This window comes from Chryseobacterium sp. 6424, assembly GCF_003692615.1.
Taxonomy (GTDB): domain Bacteria; phylum Bacteroidota; class Bacteroidia; order Flavobacteriales; family Weeksellaceae; genus Kaistella.
Genome location: NZ_CP023540.1, coordinates 1,432,931 through 1,446,927, shown reverse-complemented (window position 1 = coordinate 1,446,927; position 13,997 = coordinate 1,432,931). Strand labels below are relative to the sequence as shown.

Here is a 13,997-nt window from a genome sequence, read left to right as displayed (position 1 = left end):
AGCCAAGAGCCAGAAGCCAAGAGCTGTAAACGAAGAATCTGCAGTGCAAAGTCTTGCGTCTTGCATCTTGATTCTAAAATATAAAATAAATGAACAAAAAATTAATATTAGAAACGGGCGAAGTGTTCCATGGTCAGGGTTTCGGTGCTGATCAGGATATCCTCGGCGAGGTGGTCTTCAATACCGGAATGACAGGCTATCAGGAACTTATTTCCGACCCCTCATATTGCGGACAGATCGTGTGCATGACATATCCGCTCATCGGCAACTACGGCATCAACCGCGATGACTACGAAAGTATAGAACCCGCCATAAAAGGCCTGATCGTAAAGGAACTGTGTGATTTCCCGTCTAATTTCCGTAACCAGATGACGCTTGATGAGTTTTTTAGGAATAAAAACCTCTCAGGTATTTCCGAGATCGATACCCGACGACTCACAAGGGTTTTAAGGGATAAAGGTGTTGTGAAAGGCATCATCGTAAATGCCGATGAAGATGAAAGTACTGTGGTACAAAACCTTAAGACCACCGGTCTGCCCACCGATCAGGTTGCCAGTGTATCAACCGAAACGCCGTACGCAAGCCCTGGCAGAGGCCTAAAGGTCGTGCTGGTAGATTTCGGTTCCAAACTCGGCATCTTGCGCGAACTTACGCACCGCGAGTGCGACGTGATTGTAGTGTCACAAGACATCACCGCTGAGGAGATTTTATTGATGAAGCCCGATGGAATCATGCTTTCGAATGGTCCCGGCGATCCCGAAGATGTGAAGGGCGCGCCTGCGCTTATCAACGGATTATTAGGAAAGGTACCGATTTTCGGCATCTGTCTTGGGCATCAGCTGATTGGTTTAGCCTGCGGGGCCAAAACTTTCAAACTCAAATTCGGACACCGCGGCGGCAATCATCCGGTGTTGGATTTAGAGAAGAACAAAGTCGCCATCACTTCCCAGAATCACGGTTATGCGATCGATCAGGAAAGTCTGAGAAGCACCGACCTCATTGAAACTCATATCGCGCTGAACGACCGTACCAATGAAGGCCTGCGGCATAAGTTCCACCCATGCTTTTCCGTACAGTATCACCCCGAAGCCAGCCCCGGGCCGGAGGATGCCAACTATTTGTTTGATGACTTTATCAGTTTAATGAAGGATTTTAAGAATCAGGAATCAACAGCCAAGAATCAAGAGCAGGAGCATGCACAATTTTGAAAAATTGATATTCTGGCAGAAATCGATGGCTTTCGCGAGGAAGATCTATCTTCTTTCTGCACAACTTCCCGTGGACGAGAAGTTTGGATTGGTGTCTCAAATGAAACGTGCCGCAATTTCAATTCCCTCAAATATTGCTGAAGGTTCCGGTAGAAACAGCGATAAAGAATTCAATCATTTCCTCGCAATCGCACTAGGATCTGCATTTGAGCTTCAGACACAGTTAATTTTATCTAAAGAACTTGAACTTTTAGGCGATGTTTCTGCCAATGACTTGATTGCCGATGTCTCTGAAATTCAAAAAATGATCTATTCCTTTAAAAACAACCTTGTAAAAAAATCTTGAATCTCGGTTCTTGACTCTTGAATCTATTATAAAAAATGAAAAGAAACGACATAAAAACCATCCTTGTTATCGGCTCCGGACCCATTATTATCGGTCAGGCCGCGGAATTCGATTATGCAGGCACACAGGCCTGTCTCGCACTCCGCGAAGAAGGCTATAAAGTAATCCTCATCAACTCCAATCCCGCGACCATCATGACGGACGTGGAGATTGCCGACAAAGTTTACATCGAACCCATCTCGTTGCAATTCGTCAGCCACATCATCCGAAAGGAAAGACCGGACGCACTTCTGCCAACTCTTGGCGGACAAACCGGACTCAACATGGCGGTAGAATTGCAGAAATCCGGGATTCTCGAGGAGTGCAAAGTTGAAGTTCTCGGCACCAAGCTTTCGGCGATCAACCAGGCCGAAGACCGCGACCTTTTCCGCGCGCTGATGTGCGAACTCAACGAGCCGGTGCCAGATTCCGACATTGTAAACACGGTGCAGGGTGCTTTGGAGTTTGCGCACAACATCGGTTATCCGGTCATCGTTCGGCCTGCCTTTACGATGGGCGGAACGGGCGGCGGAATAGCGCATAATGATGAGGAACTAAAAGAAATCGCAAGTTTCGGACTTAAATATTCACCGGTTACCCAATGCCTCATCGAAAAATCCATCGCCGGCTTCAAAGAAATTGAATACGAAGTGATGCGCGACAAAAACGATAACGCCATCGTCGTGTGCAATATGGAAAACATCGATCCGGTGGGCGTTCACACGGGTGATTCCATTGTGGTGGCACCTTCGCAGACTTTGTCGGACCGCGAATATCAGATGCTTCGCAATTCATCTTTAAAGATCATTCGCGCTTTAGGCATCGAAGGCGGTTGTAACGTACAGCTTGCTTTAGATCCTGCTTCCTTTAAATATTATATCATCGAAGTCAATCCGCGTGTGTCGCGTTCATCAGCTTTGGCGAGTAAGGCTACCGGTTATCCTATCGCGAAGATCGCGGCAAAAATCGCTGTCGGACTTACTTTAGATGAAATCATGAATCCGGTTACCGGCAAGACCTACGCGTGCTTTGAGCCGGCCTTGGATTATGTCGTGACCAAATTCCCGCGCTTCCCGTTTGATAAATTCGAAACCGCGGACCGCCGACTTTCAACCCAGATGAAAGCCACAGGTGAGGTGATGGCCATCGGCAGGAACTTCGAGGAGTCTTTGCACAAAGCCATCCGTTCCCTTGAAACTGGTTTAAGGCATATCGGTTTGAAAACGAAGCAGGCCGAAGCACTGACGGATGAAGAGATTGAAAGAAGAATCCGCGTTTGCGATGACGAGCGGCTCTTCATCATCGGTGATGCCCTGCGACGTGGCTACGATTGGGGAAAAATAGTAGAATGGAGCAAAATAGATAAATTCTTCATCTGGAAAATCAAAAAGCTCATCGACTTTGAAAAGGTGATCGCTGAAAATAAGTTCGATACAAAAACCCTTCTTCAGGCCAAGAAGTTAGGATTTGCTGACCTGCACATCGCGCATCTTTGGGAATCTGACCAGAAAACCATCTTCGAGTTCAGGAAAGAGAACAATATCATGCCGGTCTATAAAATGGTAGATACCTGCGCTGCTGAATTTGAGAGCGAAACACCTTATTTCTACGGAACTTATGAAGAGGAGAACGAAAGCATTGTTTCCGATAAGGAGAAAATCATCGTGCTGGGTTCCGGGCCGATTCGGATTGGCCAGGGCGTGGAGTTCGATTACGCCACCGTGCACTCGGTTTGGGCCATTAAGGAACTCGGTTACGAGGCTATCATCATCAATAACAATCCCGAAACTGTTTCCACAGATTTCTCGATCTCAGATAAACTTTACTTTGAGCCTTTAACGGAAGAAGAGGTAATGAACATCATCGAACTCGAGAAGCCAAAAGGCGTGGTAGTGCAGTTTGGCGGACAGACTGCCATCAACCTGGCCGATAAACTGGCAGCGCACGGCGTACAGATTCTCGGCACTTCGCTTGAAGATTTGGACCGTGCGGAAAACCGTAACAAATTTGAAGCTGCCCTACAGGAGCTTCAGATTCCGCAGCCACTGGGCAAAACGTGTTTCACCAAAGAAGAGGCCATCGTCATCGCCGAAGAGATCGGTTATCCGGTGTTGGTTCGGCCAAGTTATGTATTGGGTGGCCGCGCTATGGAAATCGTTTACGATGAAAAAGATCTCAGCCACTATATGACCAACGCGGTGAAGGAAAGTTCAGAACACCCGATCCTCATCGACCGTTATCTGACAGGCAAAGAAATAGAGATCGATGCGATCTGCGATGGCGAAACCGTCGTAATTCCAGGCATTATGGAGCATATCGAAAGAGCCGGCGTTCACTCGGGCGACTCTATCGCGGTGTATCCACCCCAAAACATCAGTCAGCAGCAGATCAATACCCTGGTAGATTATACCCAAAGGCTCGCAAAAGGGCTGAAGGTCATCGGCCTGATGAACATCCAGTACGTACTTTCAGACGATGAAGTATATGTGATCGAGGTGAATCCAAGATCGAGCAGAACCGTACCTTTCCTGTCTAAAATCACCGAAATCCCGATGGCGAACCTTGCCACCAAAGCCATTCTCGGTAAGAAACTGGCGGATTTGGGCTATCAGATCGGTCTGGCACCCAATAAACCAGGCGTATTTGTCAAAGTTCCGGTCTTTTCCTTTTCTAAACTGACCAAGGTGGACACTTCTCTCGGGCCGGAAATGAAGTCAACCGGCGAGGTAATGGGCAAAGATACCACACTTGAAAAAGCTTTGTACAAAGGCTTCATAGCAGCTGGCCGAAAGGTCCCCACACACGGTTCCATTCTCTTTACCGTGGCCGATAAGCACAAAGAAGAAGCCGCTGTGTTCGCCAAGCGCTTCCACGAAGTCGGTTTCCGCATCTGGGCCACCGAGGGTACGGCCAGATATTTTGAGGAATCCGGCATCCCGGTGAAAATCGGTTACAAGATCGGCGAAGAAGATGTCAACCTGATCGACCTCATTCAAAAAGGAAAGGTGCAGTACGTGGTAAACACCACCACCAAAGGCAAGCAGGCCGAGCGCGACGGTTTCCAAATCCGCCGCATGTCTGTAGAGAACGGCGTGCCGTGCCTGACCTCGATGGATACGGTGGAAGCCATCCTGAAAGTGATCGAGAGCATGAGCTTCAAGATGGAGGCGATGTAATTTAAGGCAACACCTTCCAGGCAATAGGCTTAAGGCCAAAAAGTAGCGTTGTTAAAGGTTTAAACTCTGGCAACGCTTTTTATTTTCATTAATAAATTCGGCTAAGACCACGCAGGGTGGATGTTTTTCCACCTTGTACTCTCGCCAGCATTTGTAGGGATGCCCAAAGAGTAGAGCAGTCCACAACCTACAATCCTTCCGCCACCTGTAGAAATCTTCCTTTGAGTATTATTAATGAACCGGACACTTGCCGAAACAGAACGGACACCTGCAAAAATGTATTGGACGCTTGCAGAAACAGTCCGGACACCTGCAGAAATGTATGGAACATTTACAGAAATGAATCGGACTATTGCAGAAACGGTCGGGACACTTGAAGAAATGAATCGGACTATTACACAAACGATCGGGACACTTACAGAAACAGTCCGGACACCTGCAGAAACGGTCGGGACACTTACAGAAATGAACGGGACGGTTGCAGGAATGGTCCGGACACATGTCCCGTCCATTTCTGCAATATAATATGCATTAAATATGCAATTTATGTGTTATATTTACATTTAAATAACACAAATGATGAATACCTCAAAAAATGAAACGCCTGACACCGGTAAGCCAAGTTCACAGAACCGGTACATTTCCGCAGAGCAATTGATTGCTAAGATGAAAATCGCGTTCAGCAACGCGAAGCAACCCGAGATCCTGAGCCAGTTGGCCACGGTCGGCATCACCGAACCCATGTTGGACGGTTACCTGAATGAAATTACTAACCTGGAACTTCTCAGCCAAAAGCAAATACAGGAATATGGTGAACAGTACGCCCAAACCGAAGGTTTCAATCTGAAAAGAGCGGAGATAGAGAACACCTACCGACGCCACCGGAACCTGGCAAAGATCGCGATGAACGGTGACCGCCAGGCACATACCACACTGGGCACGGATGAAAAAGTGAAGCGTGCCTACCCGGCGTGGTATCAGCAGGTGAGTAATTTCTATGCGCAGATTTTGGCCAATCCCACTTTCAAAGCCAAAGCTGCCACGGTGAATATTGATGATGCTGCCATTGCGGCACAGCAGGCGGCTTTAGAAGAGATTTCGGCGCTGAAGGAATCGCAGAAAAAAGAACTCGGGGAAGCGCAGAAAGCCACTGAAGTCCGCGATACAGCGCTGGATCTGCTTTACCCAAAATATACGCGCTTGGTTTCATTTGCGAAAGTGCTTTTCCCTGACGATCAGACGCTCGAGAAACTCGGCATCAAAGTAAAAAGTGTAGAATGATCTTTAAGTTTAAACTTATTTAAATAGGAAATTGAAGGGTGGTTTATCGATAGACCGCTCTTTCTTCCGCAAAAAATCTTATCTTAGGACTCAAAATTGACGACATGAAAAAACTATTATTCAGCACGCTTTTTCTGGCTTCGGTGGCCGCTTATTCGCAGTACACTTTGCCGGCTGCCAGCCCGCGGCAGAAAGTGGAGCAGCAGTTTTCTACCTCTAAGATCACGGTGGACTATGGCCGTCCGGGCGTGAAAGGCCGCAAGATCTTTGGTGAACTCGTTCCTTATAATAAAGTGTGGCGTGCGGGCGCGAACTCTTCTACCAAAATCACCTTCGATCAGGCGGTGAACTTTGGCGGAAACACGGTTCCCGCAGGAACCTACGGTCTTTTTGTAATCCCGACAGACAAGGAATGGAAACTTATCCTGAACAAAGATGCGCAACAGTGGGGTGCGTACGCTTATGACGAAAAACTGAATGTCACGCAGGTTTCCGCGCCGGTGCAGAACCTCAGCGAAAAGCAGGAGTGGTTCGGGATTGAACTGAATCCGGTGGATGACAACGCGCTGGATATGGTGATTAAATGGGACATGGCGAAAGTTTCGGTTCCCATAAAAGTAGCAAACCCCGAACTGACGACCAAAGTGGTGGACAAACTAAAGGAAATCCGCCAGATCGAACGCGATGCTGCGGCTAAGAAATAGACAATGATCAATAATTGCCTCAATCATATTTGGGGCTTTTTTTGGGCAGCTTTTTCCGTCTTCCGCTCCCAATCTTTTATTTTTGGCGGAGGCTTTGCCGCCGCCAAAAATAAAAGGATTTCCGCTCAAGCCGGGCTGCGAGCCTCGTTTAAAAATCAGGCGTCATTAATTGACAAAGGTTTTTTATTAAAAAAATACCTGTCCATTTTTCGGTTGTAAGACACATCCGTGCACACCTATATTTGCTTTAAATTTACAACATGGAACTTTCAGCCGAACTCATGTACCAAGCGTCCTTTGATAAAAACCCTGACTTTGAAGGCGTTTTCTGGATGGGCGTAAAAACGACCGGTATTTTCTGCCGCCCGACCTGCAATGCGCGCAAACCGAAACCGGAAAACGTGGAATTCTTCAGCCATACCAAAGAAGCGATCCTGAAAGGGTACCGCCCGTGCAAAGTCTGCAAACCCCTCGAGAATCCTGAAGGCACCCCGCCGGCGATTCAGCAGCTTTTGAGTGAACTTTCGGCGGACCCGTCCTTGAAAATCAAAGATTACGATCTTGTGCAGCGCGGTCTGGAGCCGGCGGCCGTGCGCCGATGGTTCTTAAAGCATCACGGCATTACTTTCCATGCGTTTCAAAGGATGTTCAAACTGAATTCAGCCTTTAAGAAACTGAATTCCGGTGAGCATGTGACCGACGCCGCGTTCGAATGTGGTTACGAAAGCCTCAGCGGCTTTGGTGAAAGTTTTAAGAATATCTTCGGTGTCGCACCCTCTCAGGGTAAGTCGGAAAAGGTGATTGACTTAAAAAGAATCGAAACGCCGCTGGGAACGATGATTGCCTGCGCAGATGAAAACGGAATCTGCCTGCTCGAATTTTCGGACCGGAAAGCTTTGCCAACGGAACTTAAAGACATTTCGCGGCACTTTAAAGCCAATATTATGCAGGGTGATAATCCGCATTTTAAAACCTTAGAAAAAGAACTTGCGGAATATTTTGAAGGAACCCGCCAGCAATTTACGGTGCCGCTTTCACCTGTAGGAACTGATTTCCAGCTAAAAGTATGGGAAGTTTTGCGGAACATTCCGTATGGGACGACACGCAGCTATCAGGAGCAGGCGAATATCTTGGGTAGCCCAAAATCCGTACGCGCGGTGGCGAACGCGAATGGATTGAATAAGATTTCGATCATTATTCCGTGTCACCGCGTCATTGGCAGCAACGGATTGCTGACCGGCTACGGCGGCGGCGTATGGCGCAAACAAAAACTGCTGGAACTGGAAAAATCTATATTATTTTAAACATCACATCATGAGTTTCCCCATACCTGCCATCCTTGAAAATGAAAAACTAAAACTGATTCAGTTGCAGCAAGACGATTTTGAAAGACTGTACAAAGTTGCTTCCGACCCGGAGATATGGGCTCAGCACCCAAACCCGGACCGTTACAAAAGGGATGTTTTCGGAAATTTCTTTAAAGGAGCCATCGAAAGTAAGGGTGCTTATTTGGTTTTAGATAAAAAGAACAACGATGTGCTGGGCAGCACACGTTTTTACGATTACGATGCAGATGACAAATCCGTTTTGATTGGCTATACTTTTTACGGAAGGAACTCCTGGGGCAAAAAGATTAATCCGGCGGTTAAAAAATTAATGCTCGATTATGCTTTTCAATATGTGGATAAAGTTATCTTTCATGTCGGAAAAGAGAATATCCGCTCGCAGATCGCGATAGAAAGACTGGGCGCGATAAAAACCGGCGAAGAAGAGATCGCTTACTTTGGTGAAACACCCAAAACTAATGTGATCTATACGATTTCGGCACAGCAGTGGACTCTTTCAGGAACTTAATTTATAGCAGATTTATCATTAAAAAATATAAAGCATTTACTTATCGAAATCGCTGTAAAATTTTCCCGGTCAGCCAAAAATTTGTAATTTAGGTGAAATTAAAAACCTAAATATTAATGCCCACATCAACTGACTACCGAATTGAACAAAGCCTTAAAAACCTAAAAATCTCGGAACAGAACAAAGGTGTTTCCACCGGCGGAGAGTTTTTTGCGAACGGTTATATCATTGAAAGCTACTCGCCAACCGACGGAAAACTCATTGCGAAAATCACCACAGCCAACGCGCAAGACTATGCGCATGTCGTGGAAAAAGCAAAAGCCGCCTTCAAAGAATTCCGCATGATTCCGGCCCCGAAACGAGGGGAGTTGGTACGACAGTTCGGCTTGAAATTACGTGAATATAAAGATGATTTAGGTAAACTCGTTTCGTATGAAATGGGGAAATCGCTACAGGAAGGTCTCGGCGAGGTGCAGGAAATGATTGACATCTGCGATTTCGCGGTTGGACTTTCGCGCCAGCTTCATGGCTACACCATGCATTCCGAAAGGCCGGGACACCGCATGTACGAGCAATATCATCCGCTTGGCATCGTCGGGATCATCTCAGCGTTTAATTTTCCGGTTGCAGTTTGGTCGTGGAATACTGCGCTTTCGTGGATCTGCGGAAACGTAACGATCTGGAAACCATCAGAAAAAACGCCGCTTTGCGCTATTGCGTGTCAGAATATCATGAATGAGGTCCTTAAGGAAAACGACATGCCGGAAGGAATTTCAACAATGATCGTAGGCGATCACGTGATCGGTGATCTTTTGGTTAAAGACAAAAACATCGCACTCATTTCATTTACCGGCTCCACCAAAGTTGGACGTGAAGTCGGCAAAAATGTGGCCGAACGTTTCGGCAAATCGATTCTTGAACTTGGCGGAAATAATGCGATCATCATTACTGAAAATGCAGATCTGGACATGTCGATTATCGGTGCGGTTTTCAGCGCGGTGGGAACTGCAGGACAAAGATGTACCTCGACGAGACGACTTATTATCCACGAAAGCAAATATGAAGAAGTGAAAAATCGGTTGGTTCAGGCGTATGGCCAGCTGAAAATAGGGAATCCGCTTGATGAAAGCAATCATGTCGGGCCGCTGATCGATCAGGACGCGGTGAAACAATATCTCGAATCCATTGAAAAAATAAAAGCAGAAGGCGGAAAGTTTGCTGTAGAAGGCGGTGTACTGGATGGAGAAAATTACGAATCGGGCTGTTACGTGAAACCGTGCATCGCGGAAGTCGAAAATTCGTTTGAGATCGTGCAGCACGAAACTTTTGCACCCATCCTATATGTCATGAAGTACCGGACGCTGGAAGAAGCGATAGAGATGCAGAACGATGTTCCACAAGGTTTGAGCTCTGCAATCATGACGCAGAATCTACGTGAAGCCGAACTTTTCCTTTCACATTCAGGCTCTGATTGTGGTATCGCGAATGTAAATATCGGCACATCCGGTGCGGAAATCGGTGGCGCGTTCGGTGGGGAAAAAGAAACTGGCGGCGGCCGCGAGTCCGGTTCTGATGTCTGGAAATATTACATGAGACGCCAAACCAACACGATCAATTATACGACCAGTCTGCCTTTGGCGCAGGGAATAAAATTCGACCTGAGTGGTGACGCGAAGGATGAAGTCGATGCTGTTTGACCATTCAAAATTTAACTAAAAAACCACTTTAAACTATGAACGACGCAATCGCTTCTAAACCCCAAACGATAAATAAAGTAAAAGAAACACTCGGTAAGCACATGCTGGCCGATGGTTTCGACTTCGTGATGGATTTTGAAAAATCACACGGGAGTTGGATTCATGACAGGCTGACCGGCCGAGATTTCCTTGATATGTTTTCGATGTTTGGTTCCGCTTCGATCGGTTACAACCATCCTTACTTAATGGAAAAATCAGGTTGGCTTGGCAGAATGGCCGTAAACAAACCCACGCTCGCGGATGTTTATTCGCAGGAGTTTGCAGATTTTATGGACGTTTTTTCACGCGTGGCGATTCCGAAAGAACTGCAGTACGCATTCTTTATCGAGGGCGGTGCATTAGCCGTGGAGAATGCCATGAAAGCATGTTTCGACTGGAAAACACGTAAGAATTTTGAAAAAGGACTTGATCAGGAAGCGGGAATCTGTATTCATTTCAAACAGGCTTTTCACGGGCGGAGCGGCTATACATTAAGCCTTACAAATACGGCGGATCCGCGCAAGCATCAGTATTTCCCAAAATTTGACTGGCCGAGAATCATCAATCCGCACCTGAATTTCCCGATTACGGAAGAAAATTTAGAAGAAACCATTAAAAATGAGCAACTTGCGCTGCTGCACATTCAGGAGGCGATTATCAGCAATCCGGGTCAGGTGGCGTGTATTATTATTGAACCTATTCAGGCAGAAGGCGGTGATAATCATTTCCGCGACGAATTTTTCACCGGTTTGCGTGACCTTTGCGATGAGAATGAAGTGCTGCTGATCTTCGATGAAGTGCAAACGGGCATTGGGATTACCGGCAAAATGTGGGCTTTTGAACATTTCACTGCGAAACCAGACATCATTTCGTTTGGAAAGAAAACCCAGGTTTGTGGAATCCTGGCAAACAAAGAAAAATTTGACGAAGTGCCGCAGAATGTATTCCGTGAAAGTTCGAGAATCAATTCTACGTTTGGAGGAAACTTCATCGATATGCTGCGCTTTCAACTGACTTTGGAGGTAATCGAGAAAGAAAATCTGGTAGAAAACGCCAAAGTTGTCGGTGAATTTTTGCTCGAAAAACTACAGGAACTTCAGCAGAAATATCCGGATAAAGTATCAAATGCTCGGGGCCGTGGTTTGATGTGTGCGATTGATTTACCTTCGGGAGCTGCCAGAGACCAGCTTCGGGAAGAACTTTATAATGACGGACTCATTATTTTGGCGTGTGGCATGCGTTCGATCCGCTTTCGGCCTCATTTGAATGTGACAAAGGAAGAGATTCAGTTAGCGATAAATAAAATTGCAGAAAATCTGCATAAAATTTGATATGGTTATATATTTAAGGTCAATAACTCATGAAGTTTTAAATTTTAATATTAATTAATATTTATTTACCAGCTTTATTTTATACATTTATAACTCAAAATTATAAGAAATGGAAAGAGAAACGAGAGTATCTGTGTTTGAAAGTGAGAAATCTGCCGAAATTCAGTTGATAAAATCTAAGCTTGAAGCGCAGCAAATCCCAGCTTTCACTAATGATAAGTATATGTCTTTTACAACAACGCCTACCGCTAACACGATCCGCCTGATGGTAAACCTGCAGGATGAGCAAAGAGCTTTTGAAATTATTGACCAATACCTAAAAGAGTCCGACCTCGACCTTAGTCTGAAACCCTAAAACCTATATCATAGTTTTAAATTTTACGTTTTACAGAAACCGGAGCTAATTTTTTTTAGTTCCGGTTTTTTTTGTTGGTTGTTTATAGTTTATCGCGCATCATTTTAATGAAAACCGAAGGTTTCATATCAAATTTTCGGCGGAAATTGGATGAGAAATTTTCCGCACTGGAGAATCCTGCGATGGCAGCAAGTTCTTTTACATCCATGTTGATGTATTTTATATCATTTTTCAGGTGATTGATGATATAATCAAGACGCAGGTCATTAATATATAAGGTGAAAGTTTTGCCTTTATAGGTATTGATGATTTTCGAGAAATAGGTAGAATTGGTGCCAAACTCCTCACTGAGCAACTTTTGTGAAATCTGGGGATCCAAAAATCTTTTTTCAGTCTCGAAAATATCAAGTTGTTGAAGAATGTTCTCTACAAACAGGGGATTCAAGCCTGGGATTTTGTTGTAATATTCGTAATCGAACTTCTGTTCTTGAGGCAAATCTAGCGAGTTGAGTGTCGCAACGGTTTCTTCCTGCGGAGTTTCCGCACTCTGATGGGCGAGGATTTCTTCAAATCTTTTTTTATAGTTCTGTTTTTCGCGGTAAATCCGGATGCCAAAAAATACAAAACCACCCACAATCACCACTAATACGCCCACAAACATGATGCGTTGGTTCTGAAGGGTATTTTCAATACGGTTTTTTTCTGCTACCAGTTTCTTGGTATCGTATTCTTTTACGATTCTTTGGTAGAGATATTTATAATTTTTTTCATAGGAACGGTCGAGGTACATCAGCTTGTTAATGTATTCAAGCTGTTTATCGGTATTACCGGTAGAGGTGTAATATTTAATTAAGATTTCGTACGCAGAGCGGAACTGTGGATCAAGCTTTTTAGTTTTGGTATAATGTTTATCGATTTCTTCCAGGTATTTAATGGCAAGCTGCTTTTTTCCGGTGTGCCAGTAGGAAAGCCCGAGATAGTAAATTTCGGTAATGTGCGTCCATTGGTCATTATACAGCCGGATAGCTTCAGACAATTTTGAGATTGCCGTAGTGTAGTCTTTAGAATAGTAAGCTATAAGTCCTTCAGAAGTTATGAAATACGGAAGGTACTGATTAAGATTATTATTCTTCACATACTGGAAAGCTTCTGCTAAATGTATTCTATTCTCTTGAAATAAACCAAGTTTTGTATTAGAATCTATTAAACTCATCAGGGAATAGAGGTAATACATCTCATAATTTTTCCCAAGCGCTGTTTTGTTGTGTAAATTACTCTTAAAAAACGTTAAGCAAACCTCTAGTTCCTTTTTAGCATCTTCATATTGTCCTAAATATATCTTATTCTGAGCAATTATATATATAGTTTTGTTATAAATATACTCGTTACCTATTTGTTGTGAGAGTTTATTCGCATTTAATATATCTTCTAAAGCCTTTTGATAATTTTCTTCTGCCATATTGATATTACCTCTGTTCAAATAAGCATCAATCAAAGTTTTTGTTAGATTTGAATTCTTCGCTACAGATAATGCGCTATCAGCATATTTTATGTTTGTCGGGAATTTACCTGCTATGCTTCCATAACGATATGCATAGAATAATGCTTCGAGGTTTTTTTCTTTTTTTGATTTTGAAATGTAGAGATTTATTAAATTCCACATTTGCACAGAATCATTATTATTTGAATCAATCCTTTTTTCAATTTCTTCATTGGTCAAAGTCACTTTTTTTAGGTCTTGTGAGCTATAAAAAACACATGAAAATAAAAAAATCAGGAGTATAATTGGATAACTAATTTTCAGCTGCATACTGTCGTAATAAAATGATTAACAGATAGATAAATCATTTTCAATCATTTGTTTTACAATAATAGTGCAATTTTTGGAAATCCTATTAATTAATTTATAAAATTGGTGTGATTTTTTAAAAAACACCTGTTTAATTTTTTGCTATATACCTATCAAC

Annotated in this window: 13 protein-coding genes; 12 read left to right on the top strand and 1 reads right to left on the bottom strand. The window is 44.3% G+C overall.

Translation table 11 applies throughout. The features are described 5' to 3' along the window. Positions 1–89 precede the first annotated feature (89 nt). From CO230_RS06775 to CO230_RS06720, 12 genes are all read left to right on the top strand, one after another. Positions 90–1,208 carry a carbamoyl phosphate synthase small subunit gene (locus CO230_RS06775; protein WP_122027906.1) on the top strand — a complete coding sequence of 373 codons (1,119 nt, stop codon included), beginning with the start codon at positions 90–92 and terminating at the stop codon, positions 1,206–1,208. Next, a complete protein-coding gene (locus CO230_RS06770) occupies positions 1,195–1,554 on the top strand; it encodes a four helix bundle protein (RefSeq protein ID WP_122027905.1) in 360 nt (119 codons plus the stop codon). Before CO230_RS06775 ends, CO230_RS06770 begins: the two co-directional genes overlap by 14 nt. A gap of 35 nt (positions 1,555–1,589) precedes the next feature. Then, positions 1,590–4,769: a carbamoyl-phosphate synthase large subunit gene (carB, locus tag CO230_RS06765; RefSeq protein WP_122027904.1), complete on the top strand. Its 3,180-nt coding sequence runs from the start codon at positions 1,590–1,592 to the stop codon at positions 4,767–4,769. 234 nt (positions 4,770–5,003) lie between these two features. After that, positions 5,004–5,294 (top strand): hypothetical protein, encoded by a 291-nt coding sequence (locus CO230_RS06760; protein WP_122027903.1) that lies wholly within the window; start codon positions 5,004–5,006, stop codon positions 5,292–5,294. 51 nt (positions 5,295–5,345) lie between these two features. Beyond that, a complete protein-coding gene (locus CO230_RS06755; RefSeq protein ID WP_228438058.1) occupies positions 5,346–6,050 on the top strand; it encodes a hypothetical protein in 705 nt (234 codons plus the stop codon). 104 nt (positions 6,051–6,154) lie between these two features. Continuing rightward, on the top strand, positions 6,155–6,754 hold the full coding sequence (locus CO230_RS06750) for a DUF2911 domain-containing protein (protein WP_122027901.1): 600 nt from the start codon (positions 6,155–6,157) through the stop codon (positions 6,752–6,754). Positions 6,755–6,757: 3 nt separating this feature from the next. Then, the gene (locus CO230_RS06745; protein WP_122027900.1) at positions 6,758–6,973 is read left to right on the top strand and encodes a hypothetical protein; all 216 of its coding nucleotides are present in this window, start codon (positions 6,758–6,760) and stop codon (positions 6,971–6,973) included. Between the two features lie 41 nt (positions 6,974–7,014). Next, on the top strand, positions 7,015–8,058 hold the full coding sequence (locus tag CO230_RS12580) for a bifunctional transcriptional activator/DNA repair enzyme AdaA (protein WP_122027899.1): 1,044 nt from the start codon (positions 7,015–7,017) through the stop codon (positions 8,056–8,058). Between the two features lie 10 nt (positions 8,059–8,068). Beyond that, a complete protein-coding gene (locus CO230_RS06735; RefSeq protein WP_122027898.1) occupies positions 8,069–8,608 on the top strand; it encodes a GNAT family N-acetyltransferase in 540 nt (179 codons plus the stop codon). Positions 8,609–8,724: 116 nt separating this feature from the next. Continuing rightward, positions 8,725–10,305 carry an aldehyde dehydrogenase family protein gene (locus CO230_RS06730; RefSeq protein WP_122027897.1) on the top strand — a complete coding sequence of 527 codons (1,581 nt, stop codon included), beginning with the start codon at positions 8,725–8,727 and terminating at the stop codon, positions 10,303–10,305. A 35-nt stretch (positions 10,306–10,340) separates the two neighbouring features. Further along, positions 10,341–11,675 (top strand): L-lysine 6-transaminase, encoded by a 1,335-nt coding sequence (gene lat / locus CO230_RS06725; RefSeq protein ID WP_122027896.1) that lies wholly within the window; start codon positions 10,341–10,343, stop codon positions 11,673–11,675. 109 nt (positions 11,676–11,784) lie between these two features. Next, the gene (locus CO230_RS06720; RefSeq protein WP_122027895.1) at positions 11,785–12,030 is read left to right on the top strand and encodes a putative signal transducing protein; all 246 of its coding nucleotides are present in this window, start codon (positions 11,785–11,787) and stop codon (positions 12,028–12,030) included. Positions 12,031–12,112: 82 nt separating this feature from the next. On the opposite strand, the gene CO230_RS06715 is transcribed toward CO230_RS06720, so the two are convergent. Further along, entirely contained in the window at positions 12,113–13,693 is a 1,581-nt protein-coding gene (locus CO230_RS06715; protein ID WP_162989996.1) for a helix-turn-helix domain-containing protein, read from the bottom strand. Positions 13,694–13,997: the final 304 nt, after the last annotated feature.

Bases quoted from the DNA above. Each gene is read 5' to 3' on its own strand.
- CO230_RS06755 (WP_228438058.1), top strand. From the start codon at position 5,346: ATGATGAATACCTCAAAAAATGAAACGCCTGACACCGGTAAGCCAAGT.
- CO230_RS06775 (WP_122027906.1), top strand. From the start codon at position 90: ATGAACAAAAAATTAATATTAGAAACGGGCGAAGTGTTCCATGGTCAG.
- CO230_RS06770 (WP_122027905.1), top strand. From the start codon at position 1,195: ATGCACAATTTTGAAAAATTGATATTCTGGCAGAAATCGATGGCTTTC.
- CO230_RS06720 (WP_122027895.1), top strand. From the start codon at position 11,785: ATGGAAAGAGAAACGAGAGTATCTGTGTTTGAAAGTGAGAAATCTGCC.
- CO230_RS12580 (WP_122027899.1), top strand. From the start codon at position 7,015: ATGGAACTTTCAGCCGAACTCATGTACCAAGCGTCCTTTGATAAAAAC.
- CO230_RS06730 (WP_122027897.1), top strand. From the start codon at position 8,725: ATGCCCACATCAACTGACTACCGAATTGAACAAAGCCTTAAAAACCTA.
- carB (WP_122027904.1), top strand. From the start codon at position 1,590: ATGAAAAGAAACGACATAAAAACCATCCTTGTTATCGGCTCCGGACCC.
- lat (WP_122027896.1), top strand. From the start codon at position 10,341: ATGAACGACGCAATCGCTTCTAAACCCCAAACGATAAATAAAGTAAAA.
- CO230_RS06735 (WP_122027898.1), top strand. From the start codon at position 8,069: ATGAGTTTCCCCATACCTGCCATCCTTGAAAATGAAAAACTAAAACTG.
- CO230_RS06760 (WP_122027903.1), top strand. From the start codon at position 5,004: ATGAACCGGACACTTGCCGAAACAGAACGGACACCTGCAAAAATGTAT.
- CO230_RS06715 (WP_162989996.1), bottom strand. From the start codon at position 13,693: ATGTGGAATTTAATAAATCTCTACATTTCAAAATCAAAAAAAGAAAAA.
- CO230_RS06745 (WP_122027900.1), top strand. From the start codon at position 6,758: ATGATCAATAATTGCCTCAATCATATTTGGGGCTTTTTTTGGGCAGCT.
- CO230_RS06750 (WP_122027901.1), top strand. From the start codon at position 6,155: ATGAAAAAACTATTATTCAGCACGCTTTTTCTGGCTTCGGTGGCCGCT.